The sequence below is a fragment of the Proteus hauseri genome, from assembly GCF_040139125.1.
Classification (GTDB): Bacteria; Pseudomonadota; Gammaproteobacteria; order Enterobacterales; family Enterobacteriaceae; genus Proteus; species Proteus hauseri_B.
Map to the genome: position 1 here is coordinate 163374 of NZ_JBEEUB010000009.1, position 17977 is coordinate 181350.

The 17977-nt window shown below is 39.8% G+C and carries 11 protein-coding genes; 5 read left to right on the forward strand and 6 right to left on the reverse strand.

Features of this window, described 5'->3' with window-relative positions; translation table 11 throughout:
- Window positions 1-55: 55 nt before the first annotated feature.
- Window positions 56-1087, reverse strand: coding sequence for a DNA-binding transcriptional regulator CytR (gene cytR / locus ABN099_RS15220; protein WP_349464857.1), 1032 nt, complete (start codon window positions 1085-1087; stop codon window positions 56-58).
- Between the two features lie 304 nt (window positions 1088-1391).
- Window positions 1392-3593, reverse strand: coding sequence for a primosomal protein N' (gene priA, locus ABN099_RS15225; protein ID WP_349464859.1), 2202 nt, complete (start codon window positions 3591-3593; stop codon window positions 1392-1394).
- Window positions 3594-3796: 203 nt separating this feature from the next.
- Here priA and rpmE point away from each other — a divergent pair, with 203 nt between their 5' ends.
- Together rpmE and yjjJ are read left to right on the forward strand one after the other, a co-directional pair.
- Window positions 3797-4009, forward strand: a complete 213-nt coding sequence (rpmE, locus tag ABN099_RS15230) for a 50S ribosomal protein L31 (RefSeq protein ID WP_064718473.1) — start codon at window positions 3797-3799, stop codon at window positions 4007-4009.
- A 202-nt stretch (window positions 4010-4211) separates the two neighbouring features.
- Window positions 4212-5519 (forward strand): type II toxin-antitoxin system HipA family toxin YjjJ, encoded by a 1308-nt coding sequence (yjjJ, locus tag ABN099_RS15235; protein WP_349464861.1) that lies wholly within the window; start codon window positions 4212-4214, stop codon window positions 5517-5519.
- Window positions 5520-5729: 210 nt separating this feature from the next.
- Here yjjJ and metJ read toward each other — a convergent pair whose 3' ends face one another.
- On the reverse strand, window positions 5730-6047 hold the full coding sequence (gene metJ, locus ABN099_RS15240) for a met regulon transcriptional regulator MetJ (RefSeq protein WP_064718474.1): 318 nt from the start codon (window positions 6045-6047) through the stop codon (window positions 5730-5732).
- A 285-nt stretch (window positions 6048-6332) separates the two neighbouring features.
- Here metJ and metB point away from each other — a divergent pair, with 285 nt between their 5' ends.
- Window positions 6333-7493 carry a cystathionine gamma-synthase gene (gene metB, locus ABN099_RS15245; protein WP_349464863.1) on the forward strand — a complete coding sequence of 387 codons (1161 nt, stop codon included), beginning with the start codon at window positions 6333-6335 and terminating at the stop codon, window positions 7491-7493.
- Between the two features lie 9 nt (window positions 7494-7502).
- Window positions 7503-9941 (forward strand): bifunctional aspartate kinase/homoserine dehydrogenase II, encoded by a 2439-nt coding sequence (locus tag ABN099_RS15250; RefSeq protein WP_349464865.1) that lies wholly within the window; start codon window positions 7503-7505, stop codon window positions 9939-9941.
- Window positions 9942-10417: 476 nt separating this feature from the next.
- Here ABN099_RS15250 and ABN099_RS15255 read toward each other — a convergent pair whose 3' ends face one another.
- Complete coding sequence (locus ABN099_RS15255; protein ID WP_349464867.1) at window positions 10418-11155, reverse strand: cyclase family protein; 738 nt, start codon at window positions 11153-11155, stop codon at window positions 10418-10420.
- Window positions 11156-11894: 739 nt separating this feature from the next.
- Between ABN099_RS15255 and ppc the strand changes: the two genes are divergently transcribed.
- Entirely contained in the window at window positions 11895-14531 is a 2637-nt protein-coding gene (ppc, locus tag ABN099_RS15260; RefSeq protein ID WP_349464869.1) for a phosphoenolpyruvate carboxylase, read from the forward strand.
- Between the two features lie 51 nt (window positions 14532-14582).
- Here the strand turns inward: ppc and phrB are convergent, their stop codons facing one another.
- Together phrB and proP are read right to left on the reverse strand one after the other, a co-directional pair.
- Complete coding sequence (phrB, locus tag ABN099_RS15265; RefSeq protein WP_349464871.1) at window positions 14583-16016, reverse strand: deoxyribodipyrimidine photo-lyase; 1434 nt, start codon at window positions 16014-16016, stop codon at window positions 14583-14585.
- An 11-nt stretch (window positions 16017-16027) separates the two neighbouring features.
- Window positions 16028-17530 (reverse strand): glycine betaine/L-proline transporter ProP, encoded by a 1503-nt coding sequence (gene proP / locus ABN099_RS15270; protein WP_349464873.1) that lies wholly within the window; start codon window positions 17528-17530, stop codon window positions 16028-16030.
- Window positions 17531-17977: the final 447 nt, after the last annotated feature.

Here is a 17977-nt window from a genome sequence, read left to right on the forward strand (position 1 = left end):
TAATTAAAGGAATGGGTATCACAAACGATATGTTACTTAACATAGTGAGTTTTGCCTAGCTTTTAAGCCGACAGACACTCTCTCTTACAATCAGCTCACAATCTAATAAGCGTGAACCCGGCGGTACTGGTCGCCCTTGTAATTGATCAAGCAATAACAACATAGATTGACGACCAATTTGATAACGAGGCTGCTCCATCGTGGTGAGTGCTGGCTCGCTATAACGTGTGATATCAAGGTTATCGAAACCAATAACAGAGAGATCATCTGGTAGCTGCAATCCTAGTTTTTTCGCTTGCCACATCACACCAATTGCCATGATATCACTATGACAAAAAACAGCCGTCGGTGGCTCAGGTAAAGAAATTAATTTTTTCAGACTTTCTGCACCACTTTCATGCGTAAAATCACCCCTGATAATATAGTCTTCGCGCAGGGGTACACCTGTTCTACGCATTGCTTGAATATAACCTTGTAGGCGATAGCGACATAAAGGCATATCTTCAGGACCAGTAATACATGCAATCCGTTTATGCCCCATTTGTTGTAAATAATGGGTCGCTCTAAAAGAAGCCGTTAAATTATCAATATGTACTGTTGGCAACTCAAGTTCAGGAGCAAACTCATTCGCCATAATCATTGGCGGTAGATTTTTCTGTTCTTCTTTGGATACATCAAAAGGGATATGAGAACCCAGAAGCAACATGCCATCAATTTGTTTAGTAATAATTAAATTGATAAAGGCATTTTCGTGTTTTTGCTGATGCTTGCAGTCGCCAATAAGGACTAAATAGCCATGTTGAGCGGCAGTTTCTTCAATACCACAAACAACATCAGTGAAAAAAGGATCACTGATATTTGGGACAATCACTAAGATAGTCTTTGACTCATTACGTTTAAGGTTCTTAGATAGGTTATGAGGATAATAACCAACATCTAGAACAGCTTGCTCAACTTTCTGACGCGTCTGTGAGGATACTTTTTCCGGATTCATTAATGTACGTGAAACGGTTGCTGTTGACACGCCAGCTGCAAGTGCAACATCTTTCATTGTTGCTTGCGTATTATCTTTATTATTCTGTTGCAAACCCCATACCTCCCTTCTGATGGTTTGGTTAAACGATTGCTTTTTTATTGCAAAAAAACCGTCGCTGTTCAAAAAAAGAAAATATCGACGGTTTTCATTCAAGAAATATTCTAAATTGTTATTCTACCCGCTTTTTAAATAGATACTGTTACCTAGTTTGCATAAAAAGTGTGATACCAATCGTTTTTATGAGTTAGTTCGCAAAATTGATAAATAGTCTTACTACGTAACTAGTCATTGCGAGCCATTTTATTATCGAGATGGTTTTAATTAAAAAATATTCAATTTCTAAATATAAATATGATCAACAATCTATTGGGTCAACATCGATATTCCATTTCACTTTTTTACTTTCTGGCAGTGCAACCATTTGTGGGTAAGTCACTGACATTAGCTTTTGTAAATAACCTCGCGATGGATGCTGAAGTAATAATTGCCAGCGGTAATTACCACCGCGTTTTGCTTGAATTGCCGGAAGTGGTCCCATTACCCATAAATTAGCATCACGCATTGGGTGTTGTTCAAAAAACTGTTTTAGTTGGCGTAAAAATTGTGGTGCACGTTGATTATTATTATCTTCAGAGCGAACCATGATATGGCTGGAATAAGGCGGCAAAAAAGTCGCTTGTCGCTCTTGTAATGCTTCTTTAGTAAAAGCGTCATAGCCTTTTTCGAGCAGTGTTAATAAAAGAGGGTGCTCAGGCTGGTGTGTTTGTAGATACACCGCACCTTGTTTACCTGCTCTGCCTGCACGACCAGAAACTTGCGTATAAAGCTGAGCAAAGCGCTCTGCTGCACGAAAATCACTTGAAAATAGTGCGCCATCAACATCAAGTAACGCGACCAGCGTAACATCAGGAAAATGGTGCCCTTTTGCAAGCATCTGTGTACCAATCAAAATGCGTGACCCCCCTTGATAGATATCTTCTAGTTGCTGTTCTAATGCGCCTTTTCGACTAGTGGTATCTTTATCAATGCGGGTTATTGGGGTATCTGGGAATAGCGTTCCAATGCTCTGTTCTAGCTGCTCTGTTCCTAATCCTACCGGAATTAAGTTTGTTGAACCACATTGTGGGCATTGTGATGGAATGCGACGTTGGCTATCACATTGGTGGCAACGCAACATACCGTGTTTTTGGTGAAGTGTATAATAGTGATCACAACGAGGGCATTCGGCTATCCAACCACATTCATGACAGAGTAAGGTAGGTGAAAATCCTCTTCTGTTTAAAAACAGCATCACCTGATTACCTGCATTAAGATGCTGTTTAATTGCGCCAATTAAAATAGGTGATAGACCTGTAACTAAAGGTTGCCCTTTTAAATCGATTAAATGCTCTGTCGCAGGTTTTGCATTTCCTGCTCGTTGGGATAGTGTGAGTTGCTGATATTTTTTCTGCTCAACGTTATAGCTCGTTTCTATTGAAGGCGTTGCTGTTCCCATAACGATAGGAATATCTTCCTGTTTCGCCCGAACAACAGCTAAATCGCGAGCATGATAGCGCCAACCATCTTGCTGTTTATAAGAGCCGTCATGCTCTTCATCAATAATAATAATGCCCAAATTTTGAAATGGTGTGAGCAATGCAGAGCGAGTGCCAATCACTATCGCATTGTCACCTCGTTTAGCACGTAACCATACTGCTAATCGTTCAGTATCATTTAACCCGGAATGTAAAACATCGACAGGGGCATTAAAGCGGGCTTTAAAACGGCGAATAGTTTGGGGTGTTAAACCAATTTCAGGCACAAGCACCAGTGCTTGCTTACCTTGCTCAAGAATTTTTTCTAATACGCTAAGATAAACTTCTGTTTTGCCTGAGCCTGTAATGCCCAGTAATAGCCAAGGTGAAAATTGATCCGATTGTGCAGTAATTGCACCCACAGCAATAGCTTGTTCACTATTTAGCTTAAAGCGCTCACCTTGAACCGCGTACTCGTTTTGCCAGCGAATAGGGGCGGGTTGAATAGGACGTAAATCGGCGAACTGTTTCTTTTTAAGGCTGTTAAGTATGGCAGTGGTGATGTCATGCTCTTCTAGCTGATGGCGATATAATGGGGTGCGACGAAGTGCGGCTAAGGCTTGTTGCTGTTTTTTAGCACTCTTTAAACTATTTAGATCGACATTTAACCCCTCTTCAGTTGCATACCATTGCCATAGTGGTGTGAACTCAGCGGGTTTTCCTTGGCGGAGTAAAATAGGCATAGCATGAAAAAGCACTTCACCTAACGGGTAGTGGTAATAAGCTGATGCCCAATTAAGTAAATCCCACAGGACACCGGGAAATAGGGTCTCATTATCGAGAACTTCGTCTATGGGTTTAAGTTTTTCTATCGGAAATTCGCTCTGTGAGCTTAATCCTTTGACTATACCAATAGAGCGGCGTTTATTGCCAAAAGGGACAATCACTCGACTACCTATTACTGGCGTGTCCATTCCTTCTGGTAACAGATAATCAAAGGAGGAAAACAGTGGTACAGGTAATATTACCTGAACTATAGTCATATCAGGGTTTCCGAAGGTTTTAGCAAAAAGATGTCTTTAAGAATATCACAAAAAGTGTTCAGATTTCATTGCGCGTTTAGTGGATATTCTGTATGATCCGCCCCCTTTGGTAGTTAAATTACCAAACAATTAATTTCAATCAACACGACGTGTGGTGTTCGGCTGTGGGCTGAATGGCGACACGGCCTTAGTAGAGGTTTTCCATGAGAAAAGATATCCACCCTAAATACGAAGAAATTACTGCATCTTGCTCTTGCGGTAACGTTATGAAAATCAACTCCACTGCAGGTCACAACCTGAATCTGGACGTTTGTGATAAATGCCACCCATTCTATACTGGTAAACAACGTGATGTTGCAACCGGTGGTCGTGTTGATCTGTTCAACAAACGTTTCAAAATTCCAGGCAGCAAATAAGATATTTGTTGTCACAGGTTTTCAGCTTAGCCTGAATGCTTGTAGACAGTTCGGAATTGAAAAAATGCCCAAAGTGAAAGCTTTGGGCATTTTTGTTTATGGGTAACGTCTTCTCTTTTTAGATAGTGACAAGCCTGATTGCAACTGATAAGTTATCTATTCATTTATCTATTCATTTACCTATTCATAAGTAATTAATGTCATGACAATACGCTCTGAGATGATACGAAAAATACTACGTAATGGACCTGAGTCAGCAAGGCAACTTACTAATATTATGAATATTAGTCAGCCAACGTTGTCACGGGCATTAAACACGTTGGGTGATGATATTGTTCGAATTGGTTCGGGGCGTTCTATTCAATATGCTTTGCGTGATGGCTTCCGTGGGTTCAATTCTGTTCCTATTTATCGCATAAATGAAGAAGGTAAAGTTAAGGCACTAGGTAAATTGACGCCAGTTTATCCAGAAGGCTTTGTTATGGAGCAGGCTGATAATGTGAGCTTGCATAGTGAAGGTTTACCGTGGTGGTTATTTGATATGCGCCCCCAAGGATATCTTGGGCGCGCTTATGCTTGTGCCTATTCAGCTGAGCTTGGTTTATCTCATAATCCAGAACGTTGGTCTGATACCGATATAATCAGAGCGTTACTTGCTTACGGGCATGATGCAGTGGGAAATCTGCTAATAGGCGAGCAGGCAAGAAACCGATTTTTGGATATGGAAACACCGAAACCTGTTGATCGCACTAAAGCTTACCCTGTATTAGCTCAAGCCGTTAGTTCAGGGGGGGATCCTGGCTCATCCGCTGGTGGGGAGCAACCAAAGTTTTGCACCTATACAGAGCGAGGTCATGTTATCGTTAAATTCACGGTTTCTGACGATAACGCGGTCAGTGAGCGTTGGCGTGATCTACTTCAAGCTGAGCATCTTGCATTAAAAGTGCTTGGCGTTGAAACAGAGGTGTTTGATTTTGAAGGGCAACGCTTTCTTGAAATTCCACGATTTGACCGTGTGGGTTTACTCGGTCGTATAGGACTTTTTTCTTTACAAGCACTAGACGCTGAGTTTATAGGACGGGCAACCGAGCCTTGTTGGTCCGTGTTAGTTAATGAGTTAATTAAGCAAAAACATGTTCATCCTGATGCCGCAACTAGCACAGCACGCCGATGGGCATTTGGTACGTTGATTGGAAATACTGATATGCATCATGGCAACTTATCGTTTATTAGTCGTTATGGTCGCCCATATGAACTCGCACCTGCCTACGATATTTTACCAATGGGGTTTGCGCCTAAGTCTGGTGGTGAAATAGTAAATACACTTCGTCCAGTGATATTACTCGATGGGATTAGCGGCAAAATTTGGCAGGAAATGTTAGCGTTAGCCGAACAGTTTTATACTCTAGCTAATGACTGTAATTATTTTTCCGACAACTTTTCTCCATGCCTTAAAGCATTACGTAGTCATCTTGATGAAGCAAGTTCGCGTATATCTCGCCTAGGATAATGACAAATAGACTCATTAGCCTGATTGTCTCATCTCAAACTAGATGAAGTATCGCGGGTTCTTGCGCATGTGATTGATGGAAAAATATTCGATGTGTCTAAAGAACTCCCCCCGTTAAAATCAAGGGGGCATGATTCTAAAGCCCAAAGTTTTTGCTTTGGGCTTTTTTGTTTCGTATTAATCAAAAATCAAGTGAGATTTTGTGTTTGATTAATATTCCCACGTATCGGGATCAACACCCCGCTGACGCATGATTTCTTTTGCCTCTTCAGGGATTTCATCGTTACGTTCTTTACGTAAGTCTTCATCATTTGGCAGAGGCTGTCCGGTAAATGCGTGCAAAAAGGCTTCACACAATAATTCACTATTGGTTGCATGTCTTAGGTTATTAACCTGACGGCGAGTGCGTTCATCAGTCAAAATTTTCAACACTTTCAATGGGATTGAAACTGTTATTTTTTTGACTTGCTCACTCTTTTTACCATGCTCAGCGTAAGGGCTGATATATTCACCATTCCATTCAGCCATGGATTACCTTAATTAAAAATATTTAGTTGAAGTCAGAATAGAGCTGAATCTATATTCTGATGAGCCATGCCAGTTTATCATGACTTTTCTAAAACCACCGACTCTTCTGGCTGAAGGTGTGAGAAAAAGCAATAGGTCACTGGCGATACTGTTAAGTACAATATTATTCCATTACTTAATCTATCCGTAAAGGAGTTTAGATGTCTAGATGTATTGACGTCTTAGTGTCTAATTAGATATGCTGTCGGTGACTTATCCTTTTATCGTAGTCACAAGGTGTCCTGTATGACAAAGAAAACCGCCACAATTGCCATCCATAATGGGCTGAATGATGATACTCAATTCGGTTGTGTTGTACCGCCTATCTATCTCTCCAGCACCTATAATTTTCCAGAATTTAATCAACCACGCGAACATGATTACTCGCGCCGAGGCAATCCCACGCGAGATATGGTACAAAAAGCGTTAGCTGAGTTAGAAGGTGGCATTGGTGCGGTCGTCACAAGTAGTGGAATGTCTGCAATCCATTTAATTTGTACGGTTTTTCTTCAGCCTGGGGATGTTATTGTTGCCCCTCACGATTGCTACGGTGGAAGTTATCGCTTATTTAATAGTCAACAGGAGCGCGGTGCTTATCGGGTTATTTTTGTTGATCAAAATGATGAGACTGCATTACAGAAGGCATTAGCGCAAAATCCCAAAATTGTTTTTATTGAAACACCCAGTAATCCATTATTGCGGATCACTGATATTCAAAAAATAACTCAACTTGCTCATCAAGTTGGGGCGCTGGTTGTCGCTGATAACACTTTTATGAGCCCTGTATTACAAAAACCGCTGACATTAGGTGCTGATATTGTTGTGCATTCATGTACAAAATATCTCAATGGGCACTCTGATATTGTTGCGGGTGTTGTTATCTGTCAGTGCAGGAAACAACTTGAGGATTTAAGCTGGTGGGCAAATAATATTGGCGTCACATCTGGTGCATTTGACAGTTATTTATTACTGAGAGGAATAAGAACACTGGTTCCTCGCATTCGACTTCAGCAAGAAAATGCGCAAGCGCTGGTGGATTATTTACAAACCCAATCTTTAGTCGAAAAAATTTATTATCCTGCACTGGAAAATCATGCTGGTCATAACATAGCGAAAAAACAGCAGCAAGGTTTCGGTGCAATGTTAAGTTTTGAGTTAAAAGGTGCAGAGTCCGTCATAAAAACCTTTTTATCTCACTTAACCCTTTTTACGCTGGCTGAATCTTTAGGTGGGGTGGAAACGTTGATTTGTCATCCTGCAACCATGACTCATGCAGGAATGTCACAAGAGGCAAGAAAAACAGCTGGGATCAGCGCCTCATTGCTTCGCATCTCTGTCGGTATTGAAGATAGCCAGGATTTAATTAACGATTTGCAAATTGCGTTTGATGCAGCAACCAAAAGGTAACCGTAGATCATGAGTGTAGTAGCGATTAAACAACAGGCGGAACCAATTTGCCGTCAGTTACATAAGTTCGGTGGTAGCAGTCTTGCAGACATAAAATGTTATCAACGAGTCGTGAATATCATGACAAATTATAGTCAGCCAAATGATTTAATGGTGGTTTCTGCGGCAGGTTCAACAACCAATCAGCTAATTAGTTGGCTTAAACTGAGTCAAAGTGATCGTATCTCTGCACATCAAGTTCAGCAAACGTTACGACGTTATCAGTTGTCTTTAATTGAAGGCTTGTTATCAAAAGAGAATGCAGAACAACTTTCTCAAGCTTTTGTGGCTGATCTCGAAAGACTAAGTTACTTGCTAGATAAGCCAATTACTGATGCGACTTATGCAGAGGTTGTTGGGCATGGTGAAATTTGGTCTGCACGCTTAATGGCAAATTTATTAACAGAACAAGGTTTACCAAGTGTTTGGCTTGATGCTCGAGAGTTTTTATGTGCAGAACGAGCGGCGCAACCGCAGGTAAGTGAAGCTTTATCTCGCCCTTTATTACAAATATTATTAGCCAAACATCCTGAAAGCCGCTTTGTGGTAACGGGTTTTATTAGCCGTAATCAGCAAGGTGAAACGGTATTATTAGGGCGCAATGGTAGTGACTATTCTGCAACGCAAGTAGGGGCGTTAGCTGATGTCGGTAAAGTCACTATTTGGAGTGATGTTGCTGGGGTTTACAGTGCCGACCCTCGTAAAGTAAAAGATGCGTGTTTATTGCCACTATTGCGGTTAGATGAAGCCAGTGAATTAGCGCGATTAGCGGCACCTGTTTTACATACACGTACATTACAGCCCGTATCTGGTAGTAATATTGATTTGCAGCTTCGTTGTAGTTATCAGCCAGAACAAGGTTCTACACGAATAGAACGCGTTTTAGCATCAGGAACGGGCGCTAAAATAGTCACTAGTCATGATGATGTTTGCCTAATTGAGCTTCAGTTAGCGACGCATGAAAATTTTGAACACCGAGCTAAAGAAGTCGATGAACTCCTAAAACGTGCACAGATCCGCCCATTAGCAACAGGTGTTGATCGCGATAGCCATCTTTTACAACTTTGCTATACCAGTGAAGTGGCTAATAGTGCATTAGATGTTCTACAAGATGCAGGATTACCGGGTAAGTTACACTTACGTGAAGGTTTTTCATTAGTGGCATTAGTGGGTGCTGGTGTATGTAAAAATCCACTGCATTGCCACCGTTTTTATCAGCAATTAAAAGATCAACCCGTAGAATTTATTTGGCATGCAGAAGATAACATCAGCTTAGTGGCAGTATTGCGTAATTATACCGAGCACTTGCTGCAAGGTTTACATCAAACCTTATTTAGAGCAGAAAAACAGATTGGTTTAGTGCTATTTGGTAAAGGAAATATTGGTTCTCGGTGGTTAGAGTTATTTGCTCGTGAGCAAGAGCCATTATCAGCGCGTAGCGATTTTGAATTTATTCTTGCGGGTGTTGTGGATAGTCGCCGTAGTTTATTAGATTACCAAGGCATTAATCCTAGTCGTGCTCTCGCTTTTTTTGATGAAGAAGCAATGGAGCTTGATGAAGAAGCGCTTTATCTTTGGATGAGAGCTCACCCTTTTGATGATTTAGTGGTCGTTGATATTACGGCTAATGAGTCACTTGCCGCATCTTATGAAGATTTTGCGGGTTATGGTTTCCATGTTATTAGCGCCAATAAAATAGCCGGTTCAGCGTCGAGTTTACGTTATCGTGCAACACGAGATGCTTTTTCAAAAACGGGTCGTCATTGGTTATATAATGCAACGGTGGGCGCAGGGTTACCGATTAATCATACTGTGCGAGATCTACGTGAAAGTGGCGATACGATTTTATCCATTAGCGGTATATTCTCCGGTACATTATCTTGGTTATTTTTACAATTTGATGGCTCTGTACCTTTTAGCGAACTTGTTGAACAAGCATGGCAGCAAGGATTAACAGAACCCGATCCCCGCATCGATTTATCTGGGCAAGATGTGATGCGCAAATTGATTATTCTGGCGCGAGAAGCGGGTTACGATATTGAACCAGAGCAAGTGCGAGTTGAATCTTTAGTACCCACTCAAGCTCAAACAGGTTCATTAGAGCAATTTTTTGATAATAGTGCCGTTATCAATGAACAGATGGCGCAACGATTGGCAGCAGCAAATGAAATGGACATGGTTTTACGTTATATCGCTCGTTTTGATGCAAATGGAAAAGCAAAAGTAGGTGTTGAAGCGGTTAGAAAAGACCATCCTCTTGCTTCATTGTTACCGGGCGATAATTTATTTGCGATAGAGAGCCGTTGGTATCGTGACAATCCACTGGTTATTAGAGGTCCTGGTGCAGGGCGAGATGTGACCGCAGGCGCAATTCAGTCAGATTTAAATCGCCTTTCTCAACTTCTTTAATTTCTCTTTTTTATTGATTAACTATCAGTGGTTTTTACTGCTGATAGTTTCTATAGATTTTATTTCTATCTTTTAGCCATTATATAAGTGAAAAGGCGGATTTGACGTTAATGTCACTTCAATAAACGTCGGTTTATTTTGCTGTATTATTTATTTGTTGGTCTATACTCAAAGTATCTCTAGTCACAAAGGAGCGATTGATGTCAAAGGTTGCAAGACAGATTGTCCCACTAAGAAATGAAATGACGGAGGTGAACCATCAAACTAACGAGTGCTATTGTCAGTTGCTCATGATGTGAAACTCGGCGTCTTGAGTTGAAGTACAGTTATAAACGTTATAGATAGAAACCGTTATAAAAAGTACGATTCGATTTACAACAGACAACTTATTTACCGATTTACCGAAAAAATCAATTGATTACTAATTTAAAGCGCTGATCTTCAGCGCTTTATTCATTTTATAAAGACAAATGTGATTAAGGCAAAATAGCAAAAGAGCGTACAGGAAAACCACTCGCGTTGTGCGGTTTGGCAACAATATTAAAAATAATCGCGCCACGAGTAGGTAATTTATCAAGGTTTGTCATTAATTCAATTTGATAAGTATCTTGTTCTAGAACGTAATACTCACCTAATAATGCACTGTTTTTATGAAAATCTTGTGCTGAGTCGGTATCAAAAGTTTCATGACCTATTGCTTTTACTTTTCGCTCTTCAAACAAGAATTTCAGTGCATCAATTCCCCAACCTGGGATCTGATTTTTACCTTCAGCGTCTTTATTATCCATGGCTTCTTGTGATGGCCAGCGTTTACTCCAATCTGTACGTAATGCGACAAAAGTGCCGGCTTCAATTTCGCCATGCTGTTTTTCAAACTCAAGAATATCTGCTGTTGAAAAGGCAAAATTAGCATCAACCTTAGCTCGCTCTGATTGGTCGATAACAATAAGTGGTAAGACTAACTCTTTCAGTTCTAACTCATGCAAATAGCGCGTATTAGGAACAAAGTGGCAAGGGGCATCAATATGTGTACCGTATTGCCCTGCAAAGGTAAATTGTTGTGCAAAAAAACCATCTTGATAATCAAATAGTGTTTTGAATTCAGCTGGTTCAAACATAAAAAAGCGTGGTGAGTCTTTGCCAAAACTGTGTGTTAAATCTACCCACTCTTTTGATTTAATGAGTGTGAGTGCATTAAGTAATTCGTTAGCCATTGGTTTCCCCTGTTTAATTATAAATATATTTAAATCTACTAATGTGAGGTTATTTCTTGATTAATAATGAATAGTTGCTATTAATCGATATTTTTATTTTGGTTTGTCGTTATTTTCTGTAGGAAATAATAAACATAAAAATCGGATAAAATAAAGAATAAGGTTATTTAGCTATTATTGAGTTATTAATCTGACAGAGAAATCTGAAAAAGATAAGACAAATAAGGTATTAGATAGAGGAATGGGTTATAACTAAAATAATAAATGACCAAAATGTAGGGATTAAATTTCAAGTTTTAACGTCTTATACTGCATATATTGTACATGGCTTTCACATGCTACTTTTATAATAAAGATAATAAAACACGAACATTAAAAAAATTCATCATTATTCTCAACCGAACAAATTTTCATATATCACATTATTTCTAGTAAAAAACACTTCAACTCTCATCATAAACAAAAAAATGTCCTTATTCTTGGCAATGTTGAGCTAAAACAATAAGGATATTAGCCATTCTTATAACACTAAAGCCGTAATTAAATTTCAGAAAAATCCCCCAAAACGTTTATTTTCTGATATGAATAGTAGGCTATGAAAAAAAGCAGTGTGGCTTATCACAAAAATCAAAACAAAGTCACATCAGAAATGAAAGTTAATTACACAACTGGGAGGACATGACTTTTCTATTAGGAAGATGCATGTTGTTACCGACACAAAGCCAAGGTCAGGAGTCTTATGAATCAACAATATTCTGCTATGCGTAGCAATGTCAGTATGCTTGGCAAGCTACTCGGAGACACAATTAAAGAAGCGTTAGGTGAAGAAATTTTAGATAAAGTGGAATCAATCCGTAAATTATCTAAATCATCTCGTGCAGGGAATGAAGCTCAGCGTCAAAAGCTGTTGTCGACGTTGCAAAATCTTTCTAACGACGAATTATTACCTGTCGCCAGAGCATTTAACCAATTTTTGAATCTGACGAATGTGGCAGAACAATACCATAGCATTTCGCCTCATGGCGAAGCGGCAAGTAACCCTGTGGCATTGGCAAAACTTATCACACGACTGAAAGATAAAAATTTTACAGATGAGCAATTAAAAGAAGCGGTTGGACAAATTTCCATTGAGCTTGTGTTAACCGCACACCCAACAGAAATTGCACGTCGCACACTGATCCATAAACTCGTTGAAGTAAATACCTGTCTTTCTCAACTTGACCACGATGATCTAGCCGATTACGAACGCACTAATATTATGCGTCGTTTACGTCAATTGGTTGCACAATCATGGCATACCGATGAAATTAGAAAAATTCGTCCAACGCCAATAGATGAAGCAAAATGGGGTTTTGCCGTTGTTGAGAATAGCTTATGGGAAGGTGTACCTGCTTTTTTACGTGAGTTTAATGAACAGCTTAAAGAATCTATCGACTACAACTTACCAGTAGAAGCTTCACCTATTCGCTTTACATCATGGATGGGGGGTGACCGCGATGGTAACCCAAATGTAACGGCTGAAATTACCCGTCATGCGCTATTATTAAGCCGTTGGAAAGCAGCAGATCTCTTTTTGAATGATATTCAAGTGCTGGTTTCTGAGCTTTCAATGACAGAAAGTACACCAGAGCTACGTGATTTAGCCGGTGGTGCGGATGTTGCAGAGCCTTATCGCGAAATTGCAAAACAGTTACGTACTCGCTTGCAAGTCACCCGTGATTATCTTGAGCAACGCATTAAAGGCAAACAGTCATTGGCACCAGAAGGTCTGTTACTGGACAACGCTGAGCTTTGGGATCCCCTTTATGCGTGTTATCAATCATTAACGCAGTGTGGAATGCGTATTATTGCTAATGGTCAACTGCTCGATACATTACGTCGTATTCGCTGTTTTGGTTTACAACTGGTGAAACTCGATATTCGCCAAGAAAGCACTAATCACACTGAAGCGTTATCTGAATTAACGCAATATTTAGAGTTAGGGGATTACGCAAGTTGGTCTGAAGAGCAGAAACAGACATTCTTATTAGAAGAGTTAAATTCTAAACGTCCACTTATTCCAACACATTGGCAACCAAGTGCAGCGACCCAAGAAGTATTTGAGACTTGCCGTGTTATTGCAAAATCACCAAAAGATTCTATCGCCTCTTATGTCATTTCAATGGCGAAAGTGCCTTCTGATGTATTAGCTGTAAAACTATTACTCAAAGAAGCGGGTGCGAATATTCGTTTACCCGTAGCGCCATTATTTGAAACGCTTGATGACTTAAATAATGCTGAAAGCGTAATGACCCGTTTGTTTGATATCCCTTGGTATCGTGACTTAATTGATGACAAACAGATGGTAATGATTGGTTATTCTGACTCCGCAAAAGATGCGGGCGTAATGGCAGCTTCATGGGCGCAATATCGAGCTCAAGATTCACTAATTAAGCTGTGTGAAAAATCAGGTGTTACGCTAACACTATTCCATGGTCGTGGCGGTACAATTGGTCGTGGTGGTGCGCCTGCACATGCTGCACTGCTTTCTCAACCACCAGGAAGCCTGAAAGGTGGATTACGTGTCACTGAACAAGGTGAGATGATCCGCTTTAAGTTTGGTTTACCACAAGTGACTATTAGCAGCTTAGCGCACTATGCGGGGGCTATTTTAGAAGCAAACTTATTACCACCACCAGAGCCAAAAGCGCCTTGGATTGAGGTAATGGATTCTCTGTCTGATGTCTCTTGTGCTATGTATCGTGATTATGTAAGAGGACAAGAAGACTTTGTTCCTTACTTTAGAGCGGCAACGCCAGAAGGTGAACTAGGCAAATTGCCACTGGGGTCTCGTCCAGCTAAGCGTCGTCCGACGGGTGGCGTTGAAACTTTACGCGCTATTCCATGGATTTTTGCATGGACACAAAATCGCTTAATGTTGCCTGCGTGGCTTGGTGCTGGTGCGGCATTACAACATGAGATTGATAATGGCAAGCAAGCGGTATTAGATGATATGTGCCAAAACTGGCCATTCTTTAATACCCGTATTGCGATGTTAGAGATGGTTTACGCCAAAGCAGACCTTTGGTTGGCTGAATATTACGATCAACGTTTAGTTGAAAAACGTTTGTGGCAATTAGGCGCTAAATTACGTCAGCAACTTTCTGATGATATTAAAAGCGTATTAGCTATCTCTAAAGATGAACATCTAATGGCGGGTTTACCTTGGGTGGCTGAATCTATCGCATTGCGTAATGTGTATACAGATCCGTTAAACGTACTTCAGGCAGAGTTATTACAACGTTCACGTACACATAGCGAGTCTGATCCACGCATTGAACAAGCACTGATGGTGACAATTGCCGGTATTGCAGCAGGTATGCGTAATACAGGTTAGTTTCTAATATCATGATTAATAAAAAAACAGCTCTTTTAAGAGCTGTTTTTTTTATGTTTTATTCTTTGCTTGTTCATAAGCTTCTATCGCCCTGACTCGAGCTTTTGCGTGGTCAACAATAGGTAAAGGATAGTCGATATGATTATCTATTTTTGCAGCCCATTCGTGAGGCGTATGAATATAACGCTTTGGCACATTAGCAAGTTCAGGTAACCAGTGGCGAATAAACTCACCATCAGCATCAAACTTACGTCCTTGTGTGGTGGGGTTAAAAATACGAAAGTAAGGCACAGCATCTGTACCTGTTGATGCCGCCCACTGCCAACCACCATTATTTGCGGCAAAATCACCATCAATTAATTGCGACATAAAATAGCGTTCACCCCAACGCCAATCAATCAGCAAATCTTTAACCAAAAAGCTAGCCGTTAGCATACGTAAACGATTATGCATCCATCCTGTTTGATTAAGCTGTCGCATTGCGGCATCGATAATGGGAAATCCCGTTAAGCCTTGAGCCCATGCGTTAAAATTATCGTTATCATTGTGCCAGTTAATTTTTTCAGTCCATATTTGAAAAGCGATGTGCTTACATAAATTAGGATTGGCAATAATTAGATGTTGATAGAATTCGCGCCAAATGAGTTCGTTAAACCACATAAAGGCACCAGAATGACTATTTTCGACAAAATCAGGTTCAGTTTGATAAAGGCGATTAAAACATTGGCGGATAGATAATAATCCGACACCAAGATAAGGCGATAATTGGCTGGTTCCATCAACGCTAGGAATATCTCGCCATTTTGCATAATAAGAGACCGTTTCATAACAGAACTGTTTTAGCCGTTTACGTGCCTCTTCTTCAGTAGGGATAAAAGAGAGCGAGCTTGTATTCTCAAGTGAAAATAGTGGCGTTTTTAAAGGTGATACTGCATTTTGATGGGTTCTTATTTCAGGAGTAGGTAATGAGGCATTTTCTTGAGAGAGAAATAAACGCAAAAAAGCATTACGAAAGGGCGTAAAGACTTTATACATTTCCCCTTGCTGTGTAACTACATTGCCAGGGGGAATAAAAACGCTATCGTGATAAGTATAAATTGAAATTTTATTCTCAAGTAATTTAGCAACTTGATTATCGCGACGTTGCTCATTTAATTCATATTGATGATTAAAAAAAAGCGCAGTGACTTGATGTTGTTGGCAATATTGAGCAATAGAGGTCGCTGCATCAGAATAGGTATCACTTATCAGTAAAGTGAGCGGAATATTCAATTTAGCCAGCGATAGTGAAAGCTCAAGTAAAGCGTTATGGATAAGCGCCAAACGAATTGGCGCTATATCGTGAGATTTCCATTGCTCAGGTGTAATAGTGAAAATTGCATGCACCTGCGCTTGTTTATCTTGGCTAGCATAAAAAAGTGCTTTGTTATCTGTCACTCTTAAATCATTGCGAAACCAAACCAGATGAACAGGTGCAGGGTGCATAGAGACCTCTTTTAATCTAATTTAGGATGTTGATCGATAAGCGTTTGGCGTTTTTTCTGTAGCTCTTCAATTTCAGTATCTAAATCTTCAACACGCTGTTCGATATTATCATAGTGCTCAGAAAGAATTTCTTTCGCCTCTGATTTATCGGATGCAGCGGGTGTTGCGCCTCGTAATGGTTTATTTGCTGTTTCTGTCATTTTAATACCCGTGATTAAGCCAACAATTGCCACAACCATCAGATAATATGCAGGCATATATAAATCACCCGTTGCTTCAACTAACCACGCAGCGGCAGTTGGTGTCGCACCAGCAATTAATACCGAAATATTAAATGCGATTGCTAATGCACTATAACGAATATGCGTTGGGAATATCGCAGGTAAAATAGATGCCATAACCCCAGTAAAACAGTTGAGTAAAACGGCAATAATTAATAATCCTAAGAAGATAAAGCCTATTTCATCACTGTTAATCATCATAAATGCCGGATAAGCCAATACAAATAATCCGATACTACCAATAATAACAAAAGGTTTACGACCAACTTTATCGCTTAATAAACCAATCACTGGTTGAACAAATAACATCCCTATCATAATAGCGATAATAATCAGTACACCGTGATCTGCCGAGTAATTAAGATTATGAGATAAGTAACTCGGCATATACGTTAATAACATATAGTAAGTGACGTTAGTTGCGATAACTAAACCGACACAAACAGATAAGCTTTTCCAATATTTTGATGCGATTTCACGTAAAGAGACACGAGGTGGATTCTCGATAGATTTACGGTCGTCTTTATTCATTTCCTCGACATGTTGTTGGAATGCAGGGGTTTCTTCTAATGCATGACGCAGATATAAGCCAATAAGACCTAAAGGTAATGCTAAGAAGAACGGAATACGCCATCCCCATTCATGAAATGCCGCTTCACCCAGCGTTGTTGAGATTAAAACAACGACACCTGCACCCAAAACAAAACCCGCGATAGAACCAAAATCTAACCAGCTTCCCATAAATCCGCGTTTACGGTCTGGTGAGTATTCTGCTACGAAAATTGCCGCACCTGAATATTCGCCACCAATTGAGAAACCTTGCGCCAATTTTGCCAGTAACAGTAAAACGGGTGCCCAAATACCAATGGTGTCATAAGCCGGAATAAGTCCGATAGCAAAGGTACTTAGCGCCATAATAATAATCGTGACGGATAATACTTTTTGACGACCAAATTTATCACCCAGCATACCAAAAACAATACCGCCTAATGGCCTGACAAGGAACGGTACTGAGAATGTGGCAAGCGCAGCAATCATCTGAACGCCTGGTGATGCGCCGGGGAAAAAGACTTGTCCTAATACATAAGCAAGGAAGCCATACACACCAAAGTCAAACCACTCCATGGCATTACCCAATGCTGCGGCAGTAATTGCTTTTTTAAGCTTACTATCATCGATGATGGTTATATCATTGATTTGCAGCGGTTTATTTCTTTTTTTCTTCATTTTCATATTAAGTGACCTTTATTAAGGTATTAGTAAATTCTTGTTATGCAATTAATTAAAAGAAATGAAGTTACTATTTGATAGCGAGAAGAGTGAGTGATAAAAATTCACTAAAAAACAGCCTACTTCTACATAATTTAAATAGTGATTTAACGCTAATGGATAAGAAGATATTTATTGAGTATAGATGAGATTGAATGAAAGATTAGGAAGTTTTTTTTGTTGTTTTGATATAACAAAACGTAGCCTCTAAATTAAAAATGTGACCCATATCATAACGGAATTTGGCTTTTCTGTAAAATCGCAGAGGTTAATCCATGTTGATTTTGCTTAATGTAGTGTTTAATCTCGAGGTTTTTTTGTATGTAATAGTCTGTTTTTACTTGTGTTTTATGGTGAGTGGTTATTTAAGTAAATTTTTTGACGCAGGATAACGCATTTGTATGAGTATTA

What these genes read in the sequence shown, in the direction of transcription:
- priA (WP_349464859.1), bottom strand. Translation starts at nt 3,593, where the DNA reads ATGACTATAGTTCAGGTAATATTACCTGTACCACTGTTTTCCTCCTTT.
- rpmE (WP_064718473.1), top strand. Translation starts at nt 3,797, where the DNA reads ATGAGAAAAGATATCCACCCTAAATACGAAGAAATTACTGCATCTTGC.
- yjjJ (WP_349464861.1), top strand. Translation starts at nt 4,212, where the DNA reads ATGACAATACGCTCTGAGATGATACGAAAAATACTACGTAATGGACCT.
- metJ (WP_064718474.1), bottom strand. Translation starts at nt 6,047, where the DNA reads ATGGCTGAATGGAATGGTGAATATATCAGCCCTTACGCTGAGCATGGT.
- metB (WP_349464863.1), top strand. Translation starts at nt 6,333, where the DNA reads ATGACAAAGAAAACCGCCACAATTGCCATCCATAATGGGCTGAATGAT.
- ABN099_RS15250 (WP_349464865.1), top strand. Translation starts at nt 7,503, where the DNA reads ATGAGTGTAGTAGCGATTAAACAACAGGCGGAACCAATTTGCCGTCAG.
- ABN099_RS15255 (WP_349464867.1), bottom strand. Translation starts at nt 11,155, where the DNA reads ATGGCTAACGAATTACTTAATGCACTCACACTCATTAAATCAAAAGAG.
- ppc (WP_349464869.1), top strand. Translation starts at nt 11,895, where the DNA reads ATGAATCAACAATATTCTGCTATGCGTAGCAATGTCAGTATGCTTGGC.
- phrB (WP_349464871.1), bottom strand. Translation starts at nt 16,016, where the DNA reads ATGCACCCTGCACCTGTTCATCTGGTTTGGTTTCGCAATGATTTAAGA.
- proP (WP_349464873.1), bottom strand. Translation starts at nt 17,530, where the DNA reads ATGAAAATGAAGAAAAAAAGAAATAAACCGCTGCAAATCAATGATATA.